The following is a 16,694-nucleotide window of genomic DNA, read 5'->3' on the forward strand; positions in this document are numbered from 1 at the left end:
ACACCCAAATTAGTAAGATTAAAGCTAAACAACCTACTAATTAAGCATTACAACTTTGCGTATTGTTGTTATCACAACCCACATACTTTGCTGCATATAAGTTTTTAATTCCTGTTCTTTGGTCTGCTGATATATGCCAATTTATAAAGCGATGAGATTGCTCTGCTAACGTTACAATTTTAAATTCTGTGATTATTCCATACCGTTTAAAGCTAATACTTTTTATTTCATCTGCATTAATATATCGCTTACCCAGACCACGAGAATAGTTTACCCCTGCTTTATAACAATGAAGAAACCTTAATTGCATAATATTAAAGAGGCTAATAACTAAAACGAGAGGAATAATAATGACGCTTGCTGATTCAAAGCCAAAAGCAGTTATTGCACTTAGAATATATGCAACAAGTAATGCGAAAATTACTTTTGCTATTTGCAAAGTCCAATTTGGCGATAACTTTACTACATTCATTGAATGAAGCTCCTCTATTATGACCTTCGTCTTCAAGGAAGGCTTTCCATTTATAATCTAAAATCAATATTTTAGGAACATGATTTTACACACAATAATAGAGTTAACAAGAGTATTTGCACTACTTTTTAACTAGAACAAAAGGATTTGTCATAACTACTTAATATATCAACATTATCTCAAAAATATTATTTCTCTGAATCTTTTAGTGATAAATATTGCGGCAGGTAATTATGATTAGGTTCTATTAATGACACTAGTTAAAAAGTTAGCGACCTATTATTCGCCCAAATTAATAATAATTATAAAAACAAAAAACCCGCAACAAGTGCGGGTTTTTTAAGAGTTTAAGTGACTAATTACTTAGCAGCTTTTTTCTCTTTTTCTGCAGCGATTACAGTATCAGCTACGTTTTGTGGACATGGTGCGTAGTGTGAGAACTCCATAGAGAACTGACCACGACCTGATGTCATTGTACGTAGTGAACCGATGTAACCGAACATTTCAGATAACGGAACGTCTGCTTTAATACGAACGCCAGTTAAACCAGCTTCTTGGTCGCTTAACATACCACGACGACGGTTAAGGTCACCGATTACATCACCAACGTGATCTTCTGGCGTGAACACATCAACTTTCATGATTGGCTCAAGAAGTTGTGCGCCCGCTTTAGGGATCGATTGACGGAAAGCGCCTTTAGCAGCGATTTCGAATGCGATTGCAGATGAATCCACGGCGTGGAAGCCACCGTCAAAAAGTTCAACTTCAACGTCAAGTACTGGGAAGCCAGCTAGAACACCTTCACCCATCATTGACTTAAAGCCTTTCTCAACTGCAGGCCAGAATTCTTTAGGTACGTTACCACCAACAACTGATGAAGAGAACGTGAAGCCTGAACCCACTTCGCCTGGCTTGATACGGTAGTCGATTTTACCGAACTGACCAGAACCACCAGATTGTTTCTTATGCGTGTAGCTATCTTCGATTTCACGAGTGATAGTTTCACGGTAAGCAACCTGTGGTTGACCAACGATAAGGTCTACGCCGTAAGTACGTTTAAGGATATCTACTTTGATATCTAAGTGAAGCTCACCCATACCTTTAAGGATAGTTTCGCCTGAATCTTCATCAGTCTCAACTTGGAAAGATGGATCTTCTGCAACCATTTTACCGATAGCAACACCCATTTTCTCATTACCGCCTTTATCTTTAGGCTGTACAGCAATCGAGATTACTGGCGTTGGGAATACCATTGGCTCAAGAGTTACTGGGTGCTTAGGATCACATAGAGTGTGACCAGTTTGCACGTTCTTCATACCTACGATAGCGATGATATCACCAGCTTGTGCTGAAGTAAGCTCTTTACGATCATCTGCTTGCATCTCAACCATACGGCCAACACGCTCTGTTTTACCAGTAAACGCATTAAGGATAGTGTCACCCTTGCTAAGTTTACCAGAGTAGATACGTACGAAAGTTAATGCACCAAAACGGTCATCCATGATTTTGAATGCTAGCGCTTTGAATGGTTCGTCAGCAGATACAATTGCATGCTCGCCGTTTTCGTTACCATCTTCATCCATAAGAGGTTGAGGGTCAACTTCTGTAGGAGCTGGTAAGTAATCAACAACAGCATCAAGGATTAATTGCATACCTTTGTTCTTGAACGCAGAACCACAGTAAGTAGGGAAGAAAGCAAGGTCACGTGTACCTTTACGGATACAGCGCTTGATATCTTCAATAGAAGGAACTTCACCTTCCATATACGCTTCCATTAGGTCATCGTCTTGCTCTACAGCAGTTTCGATAAGCATCTCATGGTATTCTTCAGTTTTTTCTACCATGTCTGCAGGAACGTCTGTGATTTCGTAGTTTTCTGGAAGACCAGTTTCATCCCAAACATATGCTTGTTTGTTTAAAACGTCTACAACACCAACAAACTCATCTTCGATACCGATTGGTAAAGTCATGATTAGTGGTACAGCACCAAGTACTTTACGTACTTGCTCAGTTACACGGTAAAAATCAGCACCCATACGGTCTAATTTGTTTACAAAGATAATACGTGCAACTTCTGATTCGTTAGCGTAACGCCAGTTAGTTTCTGATTGTGGTTCAACACCACCAGAACCACAGAATACACCAACACCGCCATCTAATACTTTAAGTGAACGATAAACTTCTACTGTGAAGTCAACGTGTCCTGGAGTATCGATAACGTTGAAACGGTGATCTTTCCAGAAACAGCTTACAGCCGCAGACTGGATAGTAATACCGCGCTCAGCTTCTTGTTCCATGAAGTCAGTTGTTGACTCACCATCATGCGTCTCACCACTTTTATGAATAGTACCCGTTAGCTTAAGGATACGCTCAGTGGTGGTAGTTTTACCCGCATCAACGTGCGCGAAAATACCAATGTTTCTGTACTTCGATAAATCTGCCATTATTTTACTCTTAATAAAGTCGAAAAATTATTCGGCGGGAGTATAGCATTAGTTAAAGCGAACATCACCATAGAAGTCGCTTAAAATGCAATCAATTTTATAATATTTTACTTTCCATGCTATTTAACGCTGATGTCAAAACACTTTAAGCATTATCAGCGCTTCTTAAAAAGCACCTTTGGCCTTTTATGTAGGTTGCTTGAATAGTAAAATTGTTATCTAAGATAGCAAAATTTGCTTGCTTAGCTACTGCTAAAGAGCCAACTTGATCTGCAATGTTTAAAAACCGAGCGGGTACAATACTGGCCATGTTTATAGCCTCTAGCAGAGTAACGCTACCTAGCAAATGCATATTTTTCACAGCCAACTCTAAAGTTAATGTACTACCAGCTAAGGAGCCTGATGCTGTTTTCGCAACTCCATTATCAACAAACACATCCATTTTTCCCAGTTTGTATTGTCCATCATTTAGGCCACCAGCATTAATACAATCACTGATCAACGCAATTTTTTGCGGACCTTTTAGCTTATAAATTAATTGTAAAATAGTAGGGTGAAGATGTATGCCATCGGCGATAACTTCAACTAAAGCGGCATCGTTCATTAATACAGCCCCCGCACAGCCAGGATCCCGATGGTGTATACCACGCATGCCATTAAAAACATGTACCCCACCGCACGCACCGTGCTCAAGAGCTTGTTCTGTTTGTTCGAAATTAGAATCACAATGACCAAGCATAACTCTGATACCTTGCCCAGTAAGGTACTCAATTAACGCATTAGCACCGGGTTTTTCTGGTGCTAGAGCAACAATTTTCAGACTCCCAGCTGCTGCTTTAATCATGGCCTCTAAATGAGGTTTTGATAGCTCCAAAAAGTAATCTTGGTTATGGGCGCCTTTATGAACTTCACTAAAAAACAACCCTTCACTATAACCACCAAGTACTTGTGCACCACTGGGCTGCTGTACATATGCCTGACCAATAATAGCCATTGCATCTAAAGTTTGCTGCCAATCTGTCGTTACTGTTGTTGCTAAAAAACCCGTTACGCCATGCTGTGCTAATGAACATGAGATAGTTTCAATGCTACTCATTTTACAATCAATCACATCACAGCCTTCACGGCCATGAATATGTAAATCTATTAATCCAGGAATAATCGCAGCATCGCCATAATCATATATGGGAAATTCCAATTGCGGTGTTTGAGTAAAAGCGCTGATACGGTCATTTTCTACCAACATTAAGTGATCTTTAAGCACACGATCTTGGCAATAAATAGCTGCAGCTTTGACATAATATACTGATTCACTCATGACAACGCCCCAACTTGTGCTTTTGCTAAAATAGCAGCGCCACGTGCACCACTGGCATCGCCAAATTCAGCAAGTACAATTTTTGGCACCCGAATACCTGTAAAAATGTAAGGTGTGATTGCTTGCTCCAGTTTATCCATTAACTCGCTTACCAGCGACATACCACCACCAACTACGATCACTTCAGGGTCATAAGCCATAATAATTGCTGCAAACGTGCTACCAATCAAATCAACATAACAGGCAAAGCTTTGCTGACATAGCACATCGCCTTTTCTAAGCCCTTCAACGATTTCAAAAGTAGTCAGCACTTCACCAGCAAAATGTCGATAAATGTTTGCTAAACCAGGCCCTGCAATGTAACTTTCAACGCAACCCATTAAACCACAGCCACACTTTAAAATAGGCAATTGATACTTTTGTTGCAACACGGCGGACAGTGCATAGTGACCATACTCGCCAGCAATACCTTGAGCACTTTTGTAAAGCTTACCGTCAATGCATAACCCTCCACCAGCACCAGTTCCTATAATCGCACCAAACACTCGTGTATGTTGTATGCCTACGTAACTTTGTGCCTCTGATAATGCAAAACAGCGGCAATCATTTTCAATAGCTACAGGGCGATTAATAAGCTTCGCTAAATCTTGCGCAGCATTATGTCCGGTTGCATGAGGTACATTTGCTGATAACACTTCTTGGTTTGCGTTAATAATTCCTGGCATACCAATGCCTACTGCGCCTTGGCATTGGTACTTTTTATCAGCGCTTAAAATCATAGCCACTAACGCATTTAAGAAATCTTGATAGCTACTTTGTGGAGTCGCAATTCGTGATGATTCAAGTTGCTTTAATGACGTGTCAAATACAGCTAGTTCAATTTTACTACCACCAATATCAATGCCGTAAATATACTGCTTAGCCATTAATATCTCCTTGTGTGAACGGGTAAATAGTCACACCTTGCACTACACGGTTAACCTCCCCTGTTGGGCACGGATTATCAACAGTAATACCCAATTGCCATGCTTTATAAAAAGAAATGATCTGCGCGCATACCATATAATATAAGCCATAAAAAACATCATCTAACTGTTCTACTTGCATTTCCTGCGGCACGGCTAATGCATCTACGCCAAGCGCTTGGTTATCACTGCTTAACTCATGTAATAAATCCGTATCATACTGCTTGGTATAGCTATTATTTGAGCTAAATAAAACAATGAAGGTTTTTTCATCGACCAATGACTTCGGACCATGTCGAAAACCCAACGGCGATTCAAAATAACCCATCACTTTACCTGAACTAAGCTCTAACAGTTTTAAAGCAGCCTCTTGCGCATAACCTTTTAATGACCCTGCCCCTAAATACACCAAACGCTGCATAGGTAATTCAGCGAGTGCTTTTAACTGAGACAATTGCTGAGGAATATTTTTTTCAACACAGTTAGCCATTATAGATACTGCATTATCCGCTTCACTAAACACCGCGATACTTGCTATTAGCATCGAAGTAAAACTACTGGTCATTGCAAAGCTTTGATCGAGCGTTTGCGGTGGCATCAGTAACGAAAAACAATTCTCATGCTCTGCCGCTTGCTGATTCAGCGCCCCATCGGGATTACAGGTAATAAATAGATGAGCACATTGCTTCACATAGTTATTTACCACCTCAACAGCAGCAACACTTTCAGGGCTATTTCCTGAGCGCGCAAACGACACCAGTAAAGTGGCCTTATTTTGTTGTAAATACTGTTGTGGGCAAGCAACGAGCTCGGTGCTGCTAACACTTCGACAAGTAATATCCAGCTGCTGATTTAAATAGCCAACTACCGCCTCACCGACATAGGCAGACGTACCAGCGCCTGTAAAAATTATTTGTGTATTTGCACGCTCTAACACCGTTGCCAACCAGCTATCAAGTTGAGTACGAGCCGCTTTGACTATCTTGAGCGTTTCTCGCCAACAATCAGGCTGCTGCATAATTTCTTTTGCGGTCCACAAGCTATTATTCGCTTCTAAAAGAGAGTCATCAATTGCTAAATAATTCGACATAACTACCTCATCTACGTCTATTGTTGTTTAAAGCACGCATCTGCGTAGCGGCTGGTTACTTGCATTATGTGATGAAGCACCAAAGATTTAGGACTGTTTTGCACTGATTGATTGCGCACAGCAAGATACTGCAATGGCATATATTGGCTTAATAGCGGTAACGGGATCGGCTGTGTTTGAAGATTACTAAATAGGGTCTCTACCGCGTTTTGATTTCCTTGCTTTCCCCAGTAATAGCGGATTCGATCGCTAAAACTAAAACGTCGATATAGCTTCTGTAGAGAACTATCAACTTGATAAAAACGCTGCCAATTTTTTGGGAATTGCTGCATATCAGCGTCAACTACAGTACGTAAATGCGAGCAATATTCAGGGTCTATAAGCGCATCCTCAATATGGCTTAATGCAAATAACGCTTCGCGTAAAGCAAACGTAAGCTCAGGGCCCACTTTTAAAATCGCGAAATGGTCATTCACTAACTGCTTATAAGCAATTGGGGTTTGATAATCTGTTGAATGTGCTTCAAAAGCAATTCCATCCACAGTTTGTATATATTGTTTTAATTGCTGGGCTTTACTGCTGTCGTAATCAAATACTTGGGTATTATCAAACTCAACACCCGGCTGTACAACTAAGCCTATTACACGTTGCCAAGCAGCTGATAAACCAAGCTGTGAAAATGCATCATAATGCAGTGCCAGTGTACTCGCTACATGGTCTGTTTCTGTCACCGCAAGCGTATCGATATGTTCGTCAGCTCCACCTGGCGGGGGCACTTCAGTTCCTATCACGTACACTAAATCACTGTGGCCAAAAGTATCTAATGCTGTTTGCTCCGCCACTGCACATAGCTGTGCTGCTCGTGTTGCAACTATTTCATCGGCTAAAACCGCCTCATCATCAGCGCAGCGCATACTGGTATCTAAATGAATTTTCTTGAATCCTGCTGCCACATAACTGGCGATTAGCTGCTCTGCCTTTTGCATTGCCACTGCTGCACTTTCATCACACCAACACACTGGGCCTAAATGATCACCTCCGAGGATCAGCTTATCAACTGCAAACGCTTGCTCTGTAGCAAGCTCTTTAACAAATGCCATAAAGTCTGCTGGCATCATCGTGGTATAGCCACCAAACTGATTAACCTGATTCGCAGTAGCTTCAATTAACAAGTAGCTATTGTCTTGCTTGGCTTGCAATATAGCGGCTTCGAGTACCAATGGATGTGCCGAACAAACGGCATATATACCTTGTTTATCGCCACATTTATTCGCTGCGATTAATTGCTGTAATATTTTCATTGCAAGCCTCTATATTGATTAGTCGTTGTATAATTACTATGGAAAATTAAAGGTCGATTATGTGCAGCTCGACACCAACACTTTCGAGAGCCGCTTTAATATCGGCTGGAATATCGCTGTCTGTCACCACTGTATTTACTTCACTGGCAGAAATTATTTTGTGCACTCCTTTTCGATTGAATTTACTTGAGTCGGTAACAACAATAATCTCTCGTGACACTTCGCACATGACTCGATTTAACAAGGCTTCAAGTTCAAAATGCGTGGTAATACCAATATCTTTCTCAAAACCGTCAACACCTAAAATCAACTTATCAAAGTGATATTGTTGCAAGTGCTGTTCGGCTTGACGACCATAAAAAGACAGTGATTTTTTACGCAAAGTTCCCCTGTCATCAGCACTTCGACAGAAGGTGCATTGAGTAAAGAGTGTGCGACGTTTAAACCATTTGTCATCACAACAACACTATGATGATTGGTTAAGTTTTTAGCGACTTCTTCGGTCGTGGTACCAGAATCTAAAATGATCGATTCACCATCTTTAATCAGGCTGGCAGCAAACTTACCTAATCGCTCTTTAATGCCACGATTTGCGTCATGCTTTTCTTTTAATGATAACTCTTGAGTTAAACGATTACTCGCCACCGCTCCGCCACGGGAACGTACTAGCAAGCCCTTTTCGTCAAGCTCATTAAGGTCATTGCGAATCGTCACCGTTGATACACCAAACAACTGAGCAAGCTCAGGAACCTGTACACGCTCTTGCTTGAAAACCAATTGCACAATTTCATGTCGTCTTTCGATAGTGTTAAGCATGCTCGCTCTCTTTCATAATTAACTTTCATTCATTGTACGCAGCTTTCGTTTACTTTCAATTCAATTTTTTTACATTCCCCCTCAACTCACGAAAAAAGAAACCAACCGATTGAAATGAAAGAATTTAAAATATAAAAATAATTTAGCACACACAAAAACGAAAGCAAACGAAAGATTTTTGCCTTGCATTAGGATTTCCTTACGTGTACAAATAAAACCCTGTGAAAACAAATTTACAAATAATAAACATATAAGGGCACTATCATGGGCGATCTAAACCGCAGACGATTTCTTCAATCAATGGCCGCAATTGCAGCAACCAGCGCAGCGTTAGGTTGTGCCTCCACAACCAATGCCAACTCAATGCTAAAAACAGCAACACAAGGGCGTTCAACACTTGGCTTAACAGTATCTAAAATGGATGTAGTAAGAGTCGGCTTTATTGGTGTTGGTGAGCGGGGTGTTGGTGCCGTTAAACATTTTTGCCATTTAGACGGTGTTGAAATCAAAGCAATTTGCGACACCCATCAGGCCGTTGTAGACCGAGCAGTAAAAATAGTTGTCGATAAGGGCTTTAAAAAGCCAGATACCTACGGCAAAAACGATCATGATTACCTTCGTATGTTAGAGCGCCAAGATATTGATATTGTCATTATCTCAACCCCTTGGAAATGGCATACCCCCATGGCGGTAGCCACTATGGAAAGTGGCAAACATGCTTTTGTTGAAGTGCCCGCAGCCGTTACCGTTGAAGAAGCATGGCAACTAGTTAATACGTCTGAGCGAACCCAGATGAATTGCATGATGTTGGAAAATGTTTGTTATGGCCGTGATGAACTCATGGTACTAAATATGGTTCGCCAAGGTGTTTTTGGTGAACTATTGCATGGTGAAGCGGCATATATCCACGAGTTACGCTGGCAAATGAAAGAAATTGACCATAAAACAGGTTCATGGCGTACTCCTTGGCATGCAGCTGTTGACGGTAATTTATACCCTACTCATGGTTTAGGCCCAGTTTCTCAGTATATGAATATCAACCGTGGCGATCGGTTTGACTACATAACATCAATGAGCTCACCATCACTAGGGCGCGCAGCATACGCTAAAAAGGAATTCCCAGCTGAGCATGGTCGTAACAAACTAAATTACATTGCCGGCGATATGAATACCAGCATCATTAAAACGGTTAAAGGTCGTAGCATTATGGTCCAACACGATACAACCACGCCACGCCCTTACTCTCGTCATAACTTAATTCAAGGTACTAATGGTGTATTTGCAGGTTTCCCCTAACCGCATTGCCCTTGAGCAAGGTGGCAGTAAAAGCTACCACGAGTGGGATTACGACATGGCTGATTGGTATAACAAATACGATCATCCACTTTGGCAAAAAAATGGGCGCAGAAGCTGAGCGTAACGGCGGCCATGGTGGCATGGATTTTCTAATGTTTTGGCGCATTATTTTTTGCCTTCGCAACGGTGAGCCACTTGATCAAGATGTGTATGACGCTGCAGCATGGTCAGCTGTATTCCCGCTTTCGGTTGAATCTGTTGGTGATCGCAGTAATAGCAAAGACTTTCCTGACTTCACTCGTGGACTTTGGCAACAAGCCAAACCACTTGGCATTATTTCGTAATTAACCCTAAAGGGTATTAGTGGTAACCAAGCTAATGCCCTTAGCTCTAAATAAATTAATAAAAACAACCATCAACAAGTAAAATACAGGTAACTATTATGAAAACACAACTAAAACTGCCCACCCTTTTTTTATCCATGAGTGCCATTTTCAGTGGTACAACCTTGGCTGCTGAAGAAGACAAAGAAAAGGAAAAAGAAGCCGAAACCGAGCAAGTAGAAGTAATCGAAGTTAGAGGTGTTCGCTCGAGTATTAAGGAATCCCTGTATTTAAAACAACAAGCCGTTGGGGTTATGGATGCCATTGTTGCAGAAGATATTGGCAAGTTTCCCGATCAAAATATTGCAGAAGCACTGCAACGAATGACCGGCATTGCCATTACGCGTAACGGTGGCGAAGGACAAAACGTTACGGTTCGAGGTTTAGGCGGGGACTACAATGTAACCACAGTCAATGGCCGGCGCATGGCATCAGAGCACTCTAGTCGTAACTTTAACTTTGATTTGATTGCCCCTGAAATAGTGCAATCACTTGAAGTATATAAATCACCACAAAGTAAAACGCAAGAAGGCGGGATTGGTTCGGTTATCAATATTAAAACCCGTAAGCCCCTCGATTTAGATGGCTTTACCTTATCAGGCAGCGCCAAAGGAATTTACGAAGAACGTACTGGGGACACTAACCCGCAAGCATCTTTTTTAATTAGCGATACATTTTTTGATGACACTTTTGGCGCGCTATTTACTGCCGTTTATTCTGAACGCACACAACGTGCCGATTCGTATGAAGGTGAAGGTTTTTATGATCCTGACGAAAATGTGGATGTACGTATTCCCATTGATAGTAATGGTAACGACACACTTGAAGATAACGAACAATCGCACCCATCGGTTATTCCAGGCTACGTCCGCTATTCAAACTGGCAAGATACTCGCGAACGACTTGGTGCAAGCTTAGCAATGCAATGGCGCCCTTCAGACAGTGTAGACGTCAACTTTGACAGCATGTATTCACAGTACGAGACCAATGGCGAGCAATACCAAATCTCGTTTGTAACGTACGATGAATCTTGGACACCAGGTATACCATCAATTGGTGAAGTAAAATTTAACGAAGACGGCAATGCAAATTATGTCGAGTTAGTCGATGGAGCAATGGCGGAGCTACTAAATGTATCTGTGCCACGTAATACAGATACTTGGCAATGGGGATTTAATACCGCTTGGTACGCGACAGACACTCTAACATTTGATTTAGATATTTCACAATCACAAGCCAAAAATGTCAGTAATGGAAATAATCGCTTTATTGTAGCTCGCGGCTTTGTCGATGGAATCACGATTGACCAAACAGGTAACAACATGCTGCCAGATGTTACCATGACACCAGCTTTAAGTGCCGAGCAGCCCTTTGGGGCACACTACAGCTATAATTATGGCACTGATGTAAAAGATAAGATTGAAGAAGTTCGACTTGCAGCAACTTATATCCCAACTTTTGAATTAGTCAAAGATATACAGTTTGGTGTGCATTATGGCAAACAAACAAAAGAGCGCAGTGTTTATAAGTCTAAAAATGCTTCAATGTTTAGTAACGGTGGTGCATATTTTAAAAACTCAGAATACCCTAGTTTTGATGACTCTAGCGTTGAAGAACTGGGTGGCTTGGATTTATTTCGCTTACCTGCCGATGTATTAGTGCCTGCAAACTTTGATAACTTTTTAGATGGTGAGCCTGGTAAACACCCTGATCCATGGGCAAGTTTTGATTACGACAAACTTTATGCTTTTTATGAATCAATTAATCCACAAGCTGCACAAGATAAAATCACCGCTAAGAGTAGCCCAAATGATTCGTTTGCCTTAACAGAGCAAACTTTAGCTGCTTTTATCGAAACAAATCTGCAAGGTGACTTAGGCAAATTACCATTTGCACTTAACATGGGCGTAAGGGTGATACAAACTGATGTATCTTCAGATGGCTATACTTTTGATGTTGAGAACGTTCGCTACAATGTAACCGAAAAAGATGGCGCATTGAGCTATCGTGTTGATGGCGAAATTGAAGATTACTACACTCGCTCTACCACAGAAGAAAGCTACACCGATGTGCTACCAAGTTTAAATTTTAAATTGAATTTACGTGATGATTTACTTTATCGCTTTAGTGCCGCAAAAGTGATCACGCGACCAAATTTAGACTATCTCTCACCTTATAGTTATTTAGATTTTAATAATGCTGAATACCATGCCTCAAATCCAGGTATAAAGCCACTGAGAGCCAACCAAATAGACAGCACCATTGAATGGTATTTCTCTGATTATGGCGCATTGACCTTCGCCGCTTACTATAAAGACATAGAATCAGTAATCGCTCGCGGCCGTATAGGCACTGCGCAGGTAGGTAATTACTTTAAAGATGGTGTTGAAGTAGATGGTCCTGTTTTTACTAAAATATCACCTACATCAGAAAAAGGCGCGACTATTTTAGGTTTTGAAACCGCCTATCAACAATCATTTGACGACATTTTACCTGCACCATTTGATGGTTTAGGAGTGCAAATAAACTACACATTCACAGACAGTAGTTATGACGATGAAGAGCTAAACGATCTACCGTTTGTTGGTATGTCTGAGCACTCATATAATGCTGTTGTCTACTATGAAAAAGAGGCATTTCAAACGCGTATAGCTTATAACTGGCGCGACGATTATTTAGTTTACCCTGATGCTTGGGGTGGCCCTGAATGGGCAGCTGACTATGGTCAATATGATTTTAGTGCCAGCTACAATATTAGCGAAAAAATACGTTTAGATTTAAGCGTCACTAATTTAACTAATGAAAGACAATGGTCATATGTGAAAAACGAAGAACAGATCCGTCGTTTAGCGCGTTATGGACGCTCAGTAAGCCTTGGTTTTTCAGCATCATTTTAAGCTTATACCCACTTATATTAGCGCCGTTTGTCGGCGCTTTTTATGGAGCTCGCTATGAGAGTATTACTATTTATTGGTTCATTATTATGGACTTCATTTGCAGTGGCGAACCAAACCACAGATTACTTTATTCCTAGTTACGGTAATAGTGCTACTAGCCATAGTATCTCAGTAAATAAAAAACTGATTAGTGATGCGGGGATCACGCACTGGCAAGACTCAACAATACCCGTCAATCACTACTTTTACCTACCAACAAAAGCCGCCTTTAATTTAAAGTTGCGCGTAAAAGTTACAGGTGAACAAAGCCAGCTTAAAGTCGATTTCAATCAACAAAGTCAGTTAATTACGCTAACTAATCAACATTTTAAAGATATCGACCTTGGTGAGTTTATGCCAGAACAGATCGGGTACCAACAATTACAACTTAGGGGTATAGCTAAAACAGCAGACACCTTTGCTGATATTCAAGGGCTAATTATCACTCTAGATAAAGAGTCGCCAGCACCTTTGTATGTAAAGGATGATATTTATTGGGGACGTCGCGGTCCATCTGTACATTTAAACTACCCAATAAACGATACTTCAAAAAGCTATCAATGGTTTTACTCAGAACTCACGGTACCACAAGGGTATGATCGTCAAGGCGCCTATTTTATGGCCAATGGCTTTGCTGAGGGTTACTTTGGTATACAGGTTAACTCTGAAACCGAGCGCAGAGTTTTGTTTTCAGTTTGGAGTCCATTTCAAACGGATGATCCAACTGCGATACCAAATAATATGCGTATTCAACTGCTAGCAAAGGGTAAAAATGTTTACACTGGTAAATTTGGTAATGAAGGCTCGGGTGGGCAAAGTTATTTGATCTTTCCATGGCAAACTGACCAAACATATCGTTTTTTGCTAAAGGTCAACCCTACCGACAATCTGGTCAATCACACTGATTACAGCGCTTATTTTTATGACCCTTTGAATGAAGGCTGGTTATTTATCGCATCATTCAGGCGCCCAAACACAAATACTTATGTAACCAGACCACATAGCTTTTTAGAAAACTTCATTCCTGACGCTGGGCAATTTGAACGCAAAGCTTTATACAATAACCAATGGCTAAGGGACACCCAAGGTCAGTGGCATGCATTAACTAAAGCTAAATTTTCATATGATGCAACTGCCGCTAAACAATCTAGAATGGATTATCAAGGAGGCACTCACAAAGGGCAATTTTACTTACGTAATACGGGTTTTTTCACTGGCCCTACCAAATTGCATAGTCAATTTGAACGTAAGACAACAGCAGAACCTGATGTTGAACTCAGTACACTGCCTAAGTACTAATCCATTTTATAACAGCGTTCTGGTCGGCCAATACTACCATAGCTTTGGTCGGCACTCACTTGTTCAGCTTCAAGTAAATATTCCAGATAACGCCTTGCTGTAGAGCGACTCACTCCCACTAGATCACCCATTTGCTGAGCTGTGAAAGGTGTTTTTTTGTTCATATTGAAAGCATCTATAATTTTTCGTAATGTGAGTTGATCAACTCCTTTGGGTAACCGAGCGGGTGCTTTACTTTGCTCACTCGAACCAAATAAAGTGTCGACCATAGATTGCGTAACTTCATTAGCATCTGACAAACATTGATGACGTGCTTCGAAACGAGCCAATGCTTGGTCTAAGCGGTTTAACATTAACGGTTTCACTAAGAAATCACATGCGCCTAGTTGAATTGCCTTTTCAAGAGTTTCAACTTCTTTTGCAGCCGTGAGTAGCATCACATCACTTTTGATTGCACGTGCGCGAAGCTCTGTCAGTAAATCTAATCCATTTCCATCCGGCAAGTGAATATCTAATAATATTAAATCTGGCTCTATTGCTTTTAATAAAGCATCTGCGGTCACAAGATTCGCCGCAATCCCAACAACTTGATATTGCCCTTTACGTAGTCCTTGCCGCGCAACTTGGCTTCCAGCTCCACCATTAGGCAGCAGCAAATATTGGGCGAGTAATTGCGCAACTTCGATTTCATCTTCGATAATGACCACAGAATATGTCATTTTACTACCACTCTTAAATTGTTTTATTTGGGAATGTAAACGCTTAATCGAGCGCCTTTTAGATCTGACTCACCAATTTCTAAGCTTCCGCCACATGAGTCTAAATTGGTTTTTACTAAGTACAAGCCGATGCCGTGTTCAGCCCCTGATTTTGAGCTATACTGTGGGGTAAAAATCACTTCATGATCATTGCCTAATCCCATGCCACTGTCTTCAACATCAAACAACAGTGTTTTACTGGTTTCGTCCACAGTTACTCGGACATGAGGTTTACGTTGTTCTGATGCTCGAATTGCCGCATCAATCGCATTATCAATTAAATTACCTAATATTGACACTACTCGTTCAATCATATCTTTTCGCGTCATTGCGCCAAGTAAACTGTCAGGATTTAACTCAAGTATCACATTAAGCTCTCGTGCCTTGTGGTATTTACCAACAAGCAAACCTGCTAACACAGGGTCTTGAATACGCTCTAACAAGTGATGAATTTGTGCTTGCGAGCCTTGGCTTTCTTGACCTATCAATTCGACCGCTTTATCCGTCTCGCCCATTTGAATTAATGCGCCAATAAGGTTGAGTTTATTTGAATAATCATGAGTTTGAACACGTAATAATTCAGCAAACGCTTGAACTTTAGTGAGCTGTTGGCTCATATATTCAAGCTCATCAGCAGGGCGCAAAGTTAATAAAATACCATCCGCTTGGCCTTGAACTTGTAGTGAAAAACGAGACAGCACTAACCGTTTATCTGCGGCAAACAATTCAAAGCCAACCATTTTACGGCGTTGATTACGCAATAAAAAGTCAGCATGCTCTGGCAGTAGATCATTGAGCATTAAATCCGGCTCACTAGAGGCTGTCGGTTTATCCAAAATTTCACACGCGCGCTGCGTTAATTTACGCACTCGCCCATCAGGGCTAAGGGCTATAACACCACTGCGCATTGTATTTAAAATTGCGTCTTGCTCTGAAAATAAACGGGCGATTTCATCAGGCTGCAAACCAAAAATAGCATTACGAACACGTTGGCCAATAAACACGGCGGCTAAAATACTCAGTACAACTAATAGCAAACCCCAAGCGACTATTTCAACAATACGCGCCTGAATCAAAGGCTCCACTGACTGAACTAAAAAGCCAACCGAGACTAAACCAATAATATTTTTTTGCTCATCGTATACAGGTACTTTTCCTCGAATCGACTCTCCCAAACTACCCTGAGCTACAGATATATAGCGCTCTCCGCGCAATGCAGCTTGGCTATCACCACCGACCATAGGTTGGCCGAGTTTATTACGATCTGGGTGCGCAATTCGATGGGCATTTTTATCACCAATAACAATAAAATCTGCGTCAGTAAGCTGACGCAGACTTTCTATTTTTTGGTTAATTATCTCCAAGTCATTGGGGGTTTTTAATGCTTTAATAACATAATCGCTTGATGCAATACTGGTTGCTACTGCAAGTGCTTTATCACCAATGTGGTTATGCAAACTTTGTGCAGTAATTTGATACACCAAACCGCCAAATAATATTGCTTGTAGTACGCATAATCCAGTCACCCATATTATTAACCGCGTTTCTAAACGCTTAGGTTTTTTAACCATGCTGTGCAACGAATTTCGCTTTTTGGTGTACTTCATACTTAACCT

Annotated in this window: 10 protein-coding genes and 2 pseudogenes; 3 read left to right on the plus strand and 9 right to left on the minus strand. The window is 41.0% G+C overall.

From position 1 onward, the window contains the following. Positions 1–40: 40 nt before the first annotated feature. From ACU8V8_RS15755 to agaR, 7 genes and pseudogenes are all read right to left on the minus strand, one after another. Entirely contained in the window at positions 41–472 is a 432-nt protein-coding gene (locus ACU8V8_RS15755) for a hypothetical protein (protein ID WP_446888125.1), read from the minus strand. Between the two features lie 359 nt (positions 473–831). Continuing rightward, a complete protein-coding gene (fusA, locus tag ACU8V8_RS15760) occupies positions 832–2,916 on the minus strand; it encodes an elongation factor G (RefSeq protein WP_446888126.1) in 2,085 nt (694 codons plus the stop codon). 145 nt (positions 2,917–3,061) lie between these two features. Next, entirely contained in the window at positions 3,062–4,234 is a 1,173-nt protein-coding gene (nagA, locus tag ACU8V8_RS15765; RefSeq protein WP_446888127.1) for an N-acetylglucosamine-6-phosphate deacetylase, read from the minus strand. Beyond that, positions 4,231–5,160 carry an ROK family protein gene (locus ACU8V8_RS15770; protein WP_446888128.1) on the minus strand — a complete coding sequence of 310 codons (930 nt, stop codon included), beginning with the start codon at positions 5,158–5,160 and terminating at the stop codon, positions 4,231–4,233. The genes nagA and ACU8V8_RS15770 overlap by 4 nt, the downstream gene beginning before the upstream one ends. Beyond that, the gene (locus ACU8V8_RS15775; RefSeq protein ID WP_446888129.1) at positions 5,153–6,289 is read right to left on the minus strand and encodes an SIS domain-containing protein; all 1,137 of its coding nucleotides are present in this window, start codon (positions 6,287–6,289) and stop codon (positions 5,153–5,155) included. The genes ACU8V8_RS15770 and ACU8V8_RS15775 overlap by 8 nt, the downstream gene beginning before the upstream one ends. A gap of 17 nt (positions 6,290–6,306) precedes the next feature. Continuing rightward, positions 6,307–7,590 carry a D-tagatose-bisphosphate aldolase, class II, non-catalytic subunit gene (locus tag ACU8V8_RS15780; RefSeq protein ID WP_446888130.1) on the minus strand — a complete coding sequence of 428 codons (1,284 nt, stop codon included), beginning with the start codon at positions 7,588–7,590 and terminating at the stop codon, positions 6,307–6,309. Between the two features lie 46 nt (positions 7,591–7,636). After that, positions 7,637–8,406 (minus strand): annotated as a pseudogene (agaR, locus tag ACU8V8_RS15785) (transcriptional repressor AgaR). Between the two features lie 264 nt (positions 8,407–8,670). On the opposite strand from agaR, the pseudogene ACU8V8_RS15790 reads away from it, so the two are divergent. The 3 genes and pseudogenes from ACU8V8_RS15790 to ACU8V8_RS15800 all read left to right on the plus strand — a co-directional run bounded on the left by ACU8V8_RS15790 (position 8,671) and on the right by ACU8V8_RS15800 (position 14,320). Beyond that, positions 8,671–10,046: pseudogene (locus ACU8V8_RS15790) on the plus strand (Gfo/Idh/MocA family protein). Positions 10,047–10,144: 98 nt separating this feature from the next. Then, positions 10,145–12,982 carry a TonB-dependent receptor gene (locus tag ACU8V8_RS15795; RefSeq protein ID WP_446888131.1) on the plus strand — a complete coding sequence of 946 codons (2,838 nt, stop codon included), beginning with the start codon at positions 10,145–10,147 and terminating at the stop codon, positions 12,980–12,982. Positions 12,983–13,036: 54 nt separating this feature from the next. Next, complete coding sequence (locus ACU8V8_RS15800) at positions 13,037–14,320, plus strand: DUF3472 domain-containing protein (RefSeq protein ID WP_446888132.1); 1,284 nt, start codon at positions 13,037–13,039, stop codon at positions 14,318–14,320. Here ACU8V8_RS15800 and ACU8V8_RS15805 read toward each other — a convergent pair. Both ACU8V8_RS15805 and ACU8V8_RS15810 read right to left on the minus strand, forming a co-directional pair. Beyond that, complete coding sequence (locus ACU8V8_RS15805) at positions 14,317–15,039, minus strand: response regulator (protein WP_446888133.1); 723 nt, start codon at positions 15,037–15,039, stop codon at positions 14,317–14,319. The two genes, ACU8V8_RS15800 and ACU8V8_RS15805, sit on opposite strands and share 4 nt — an antisense overlap. 23 nt (positions 15,040–15,062) lie before the next feature. Then, complete coding sequence (locus ACU8V8_RS15810) at positions 15,063–16,685, minus strand: ATP-binding protein (protein ID WP_446888134.1); 1,623 nt, start codon at positions 16,683–16,685, stop codon at positions 15,063–15,065. Positions 16,686–16,694 lie beyond the last annotated feature (9 nt).

The organism is Pseudoalteromonas sp. SaAl2 (assembly GCF_052947895.1).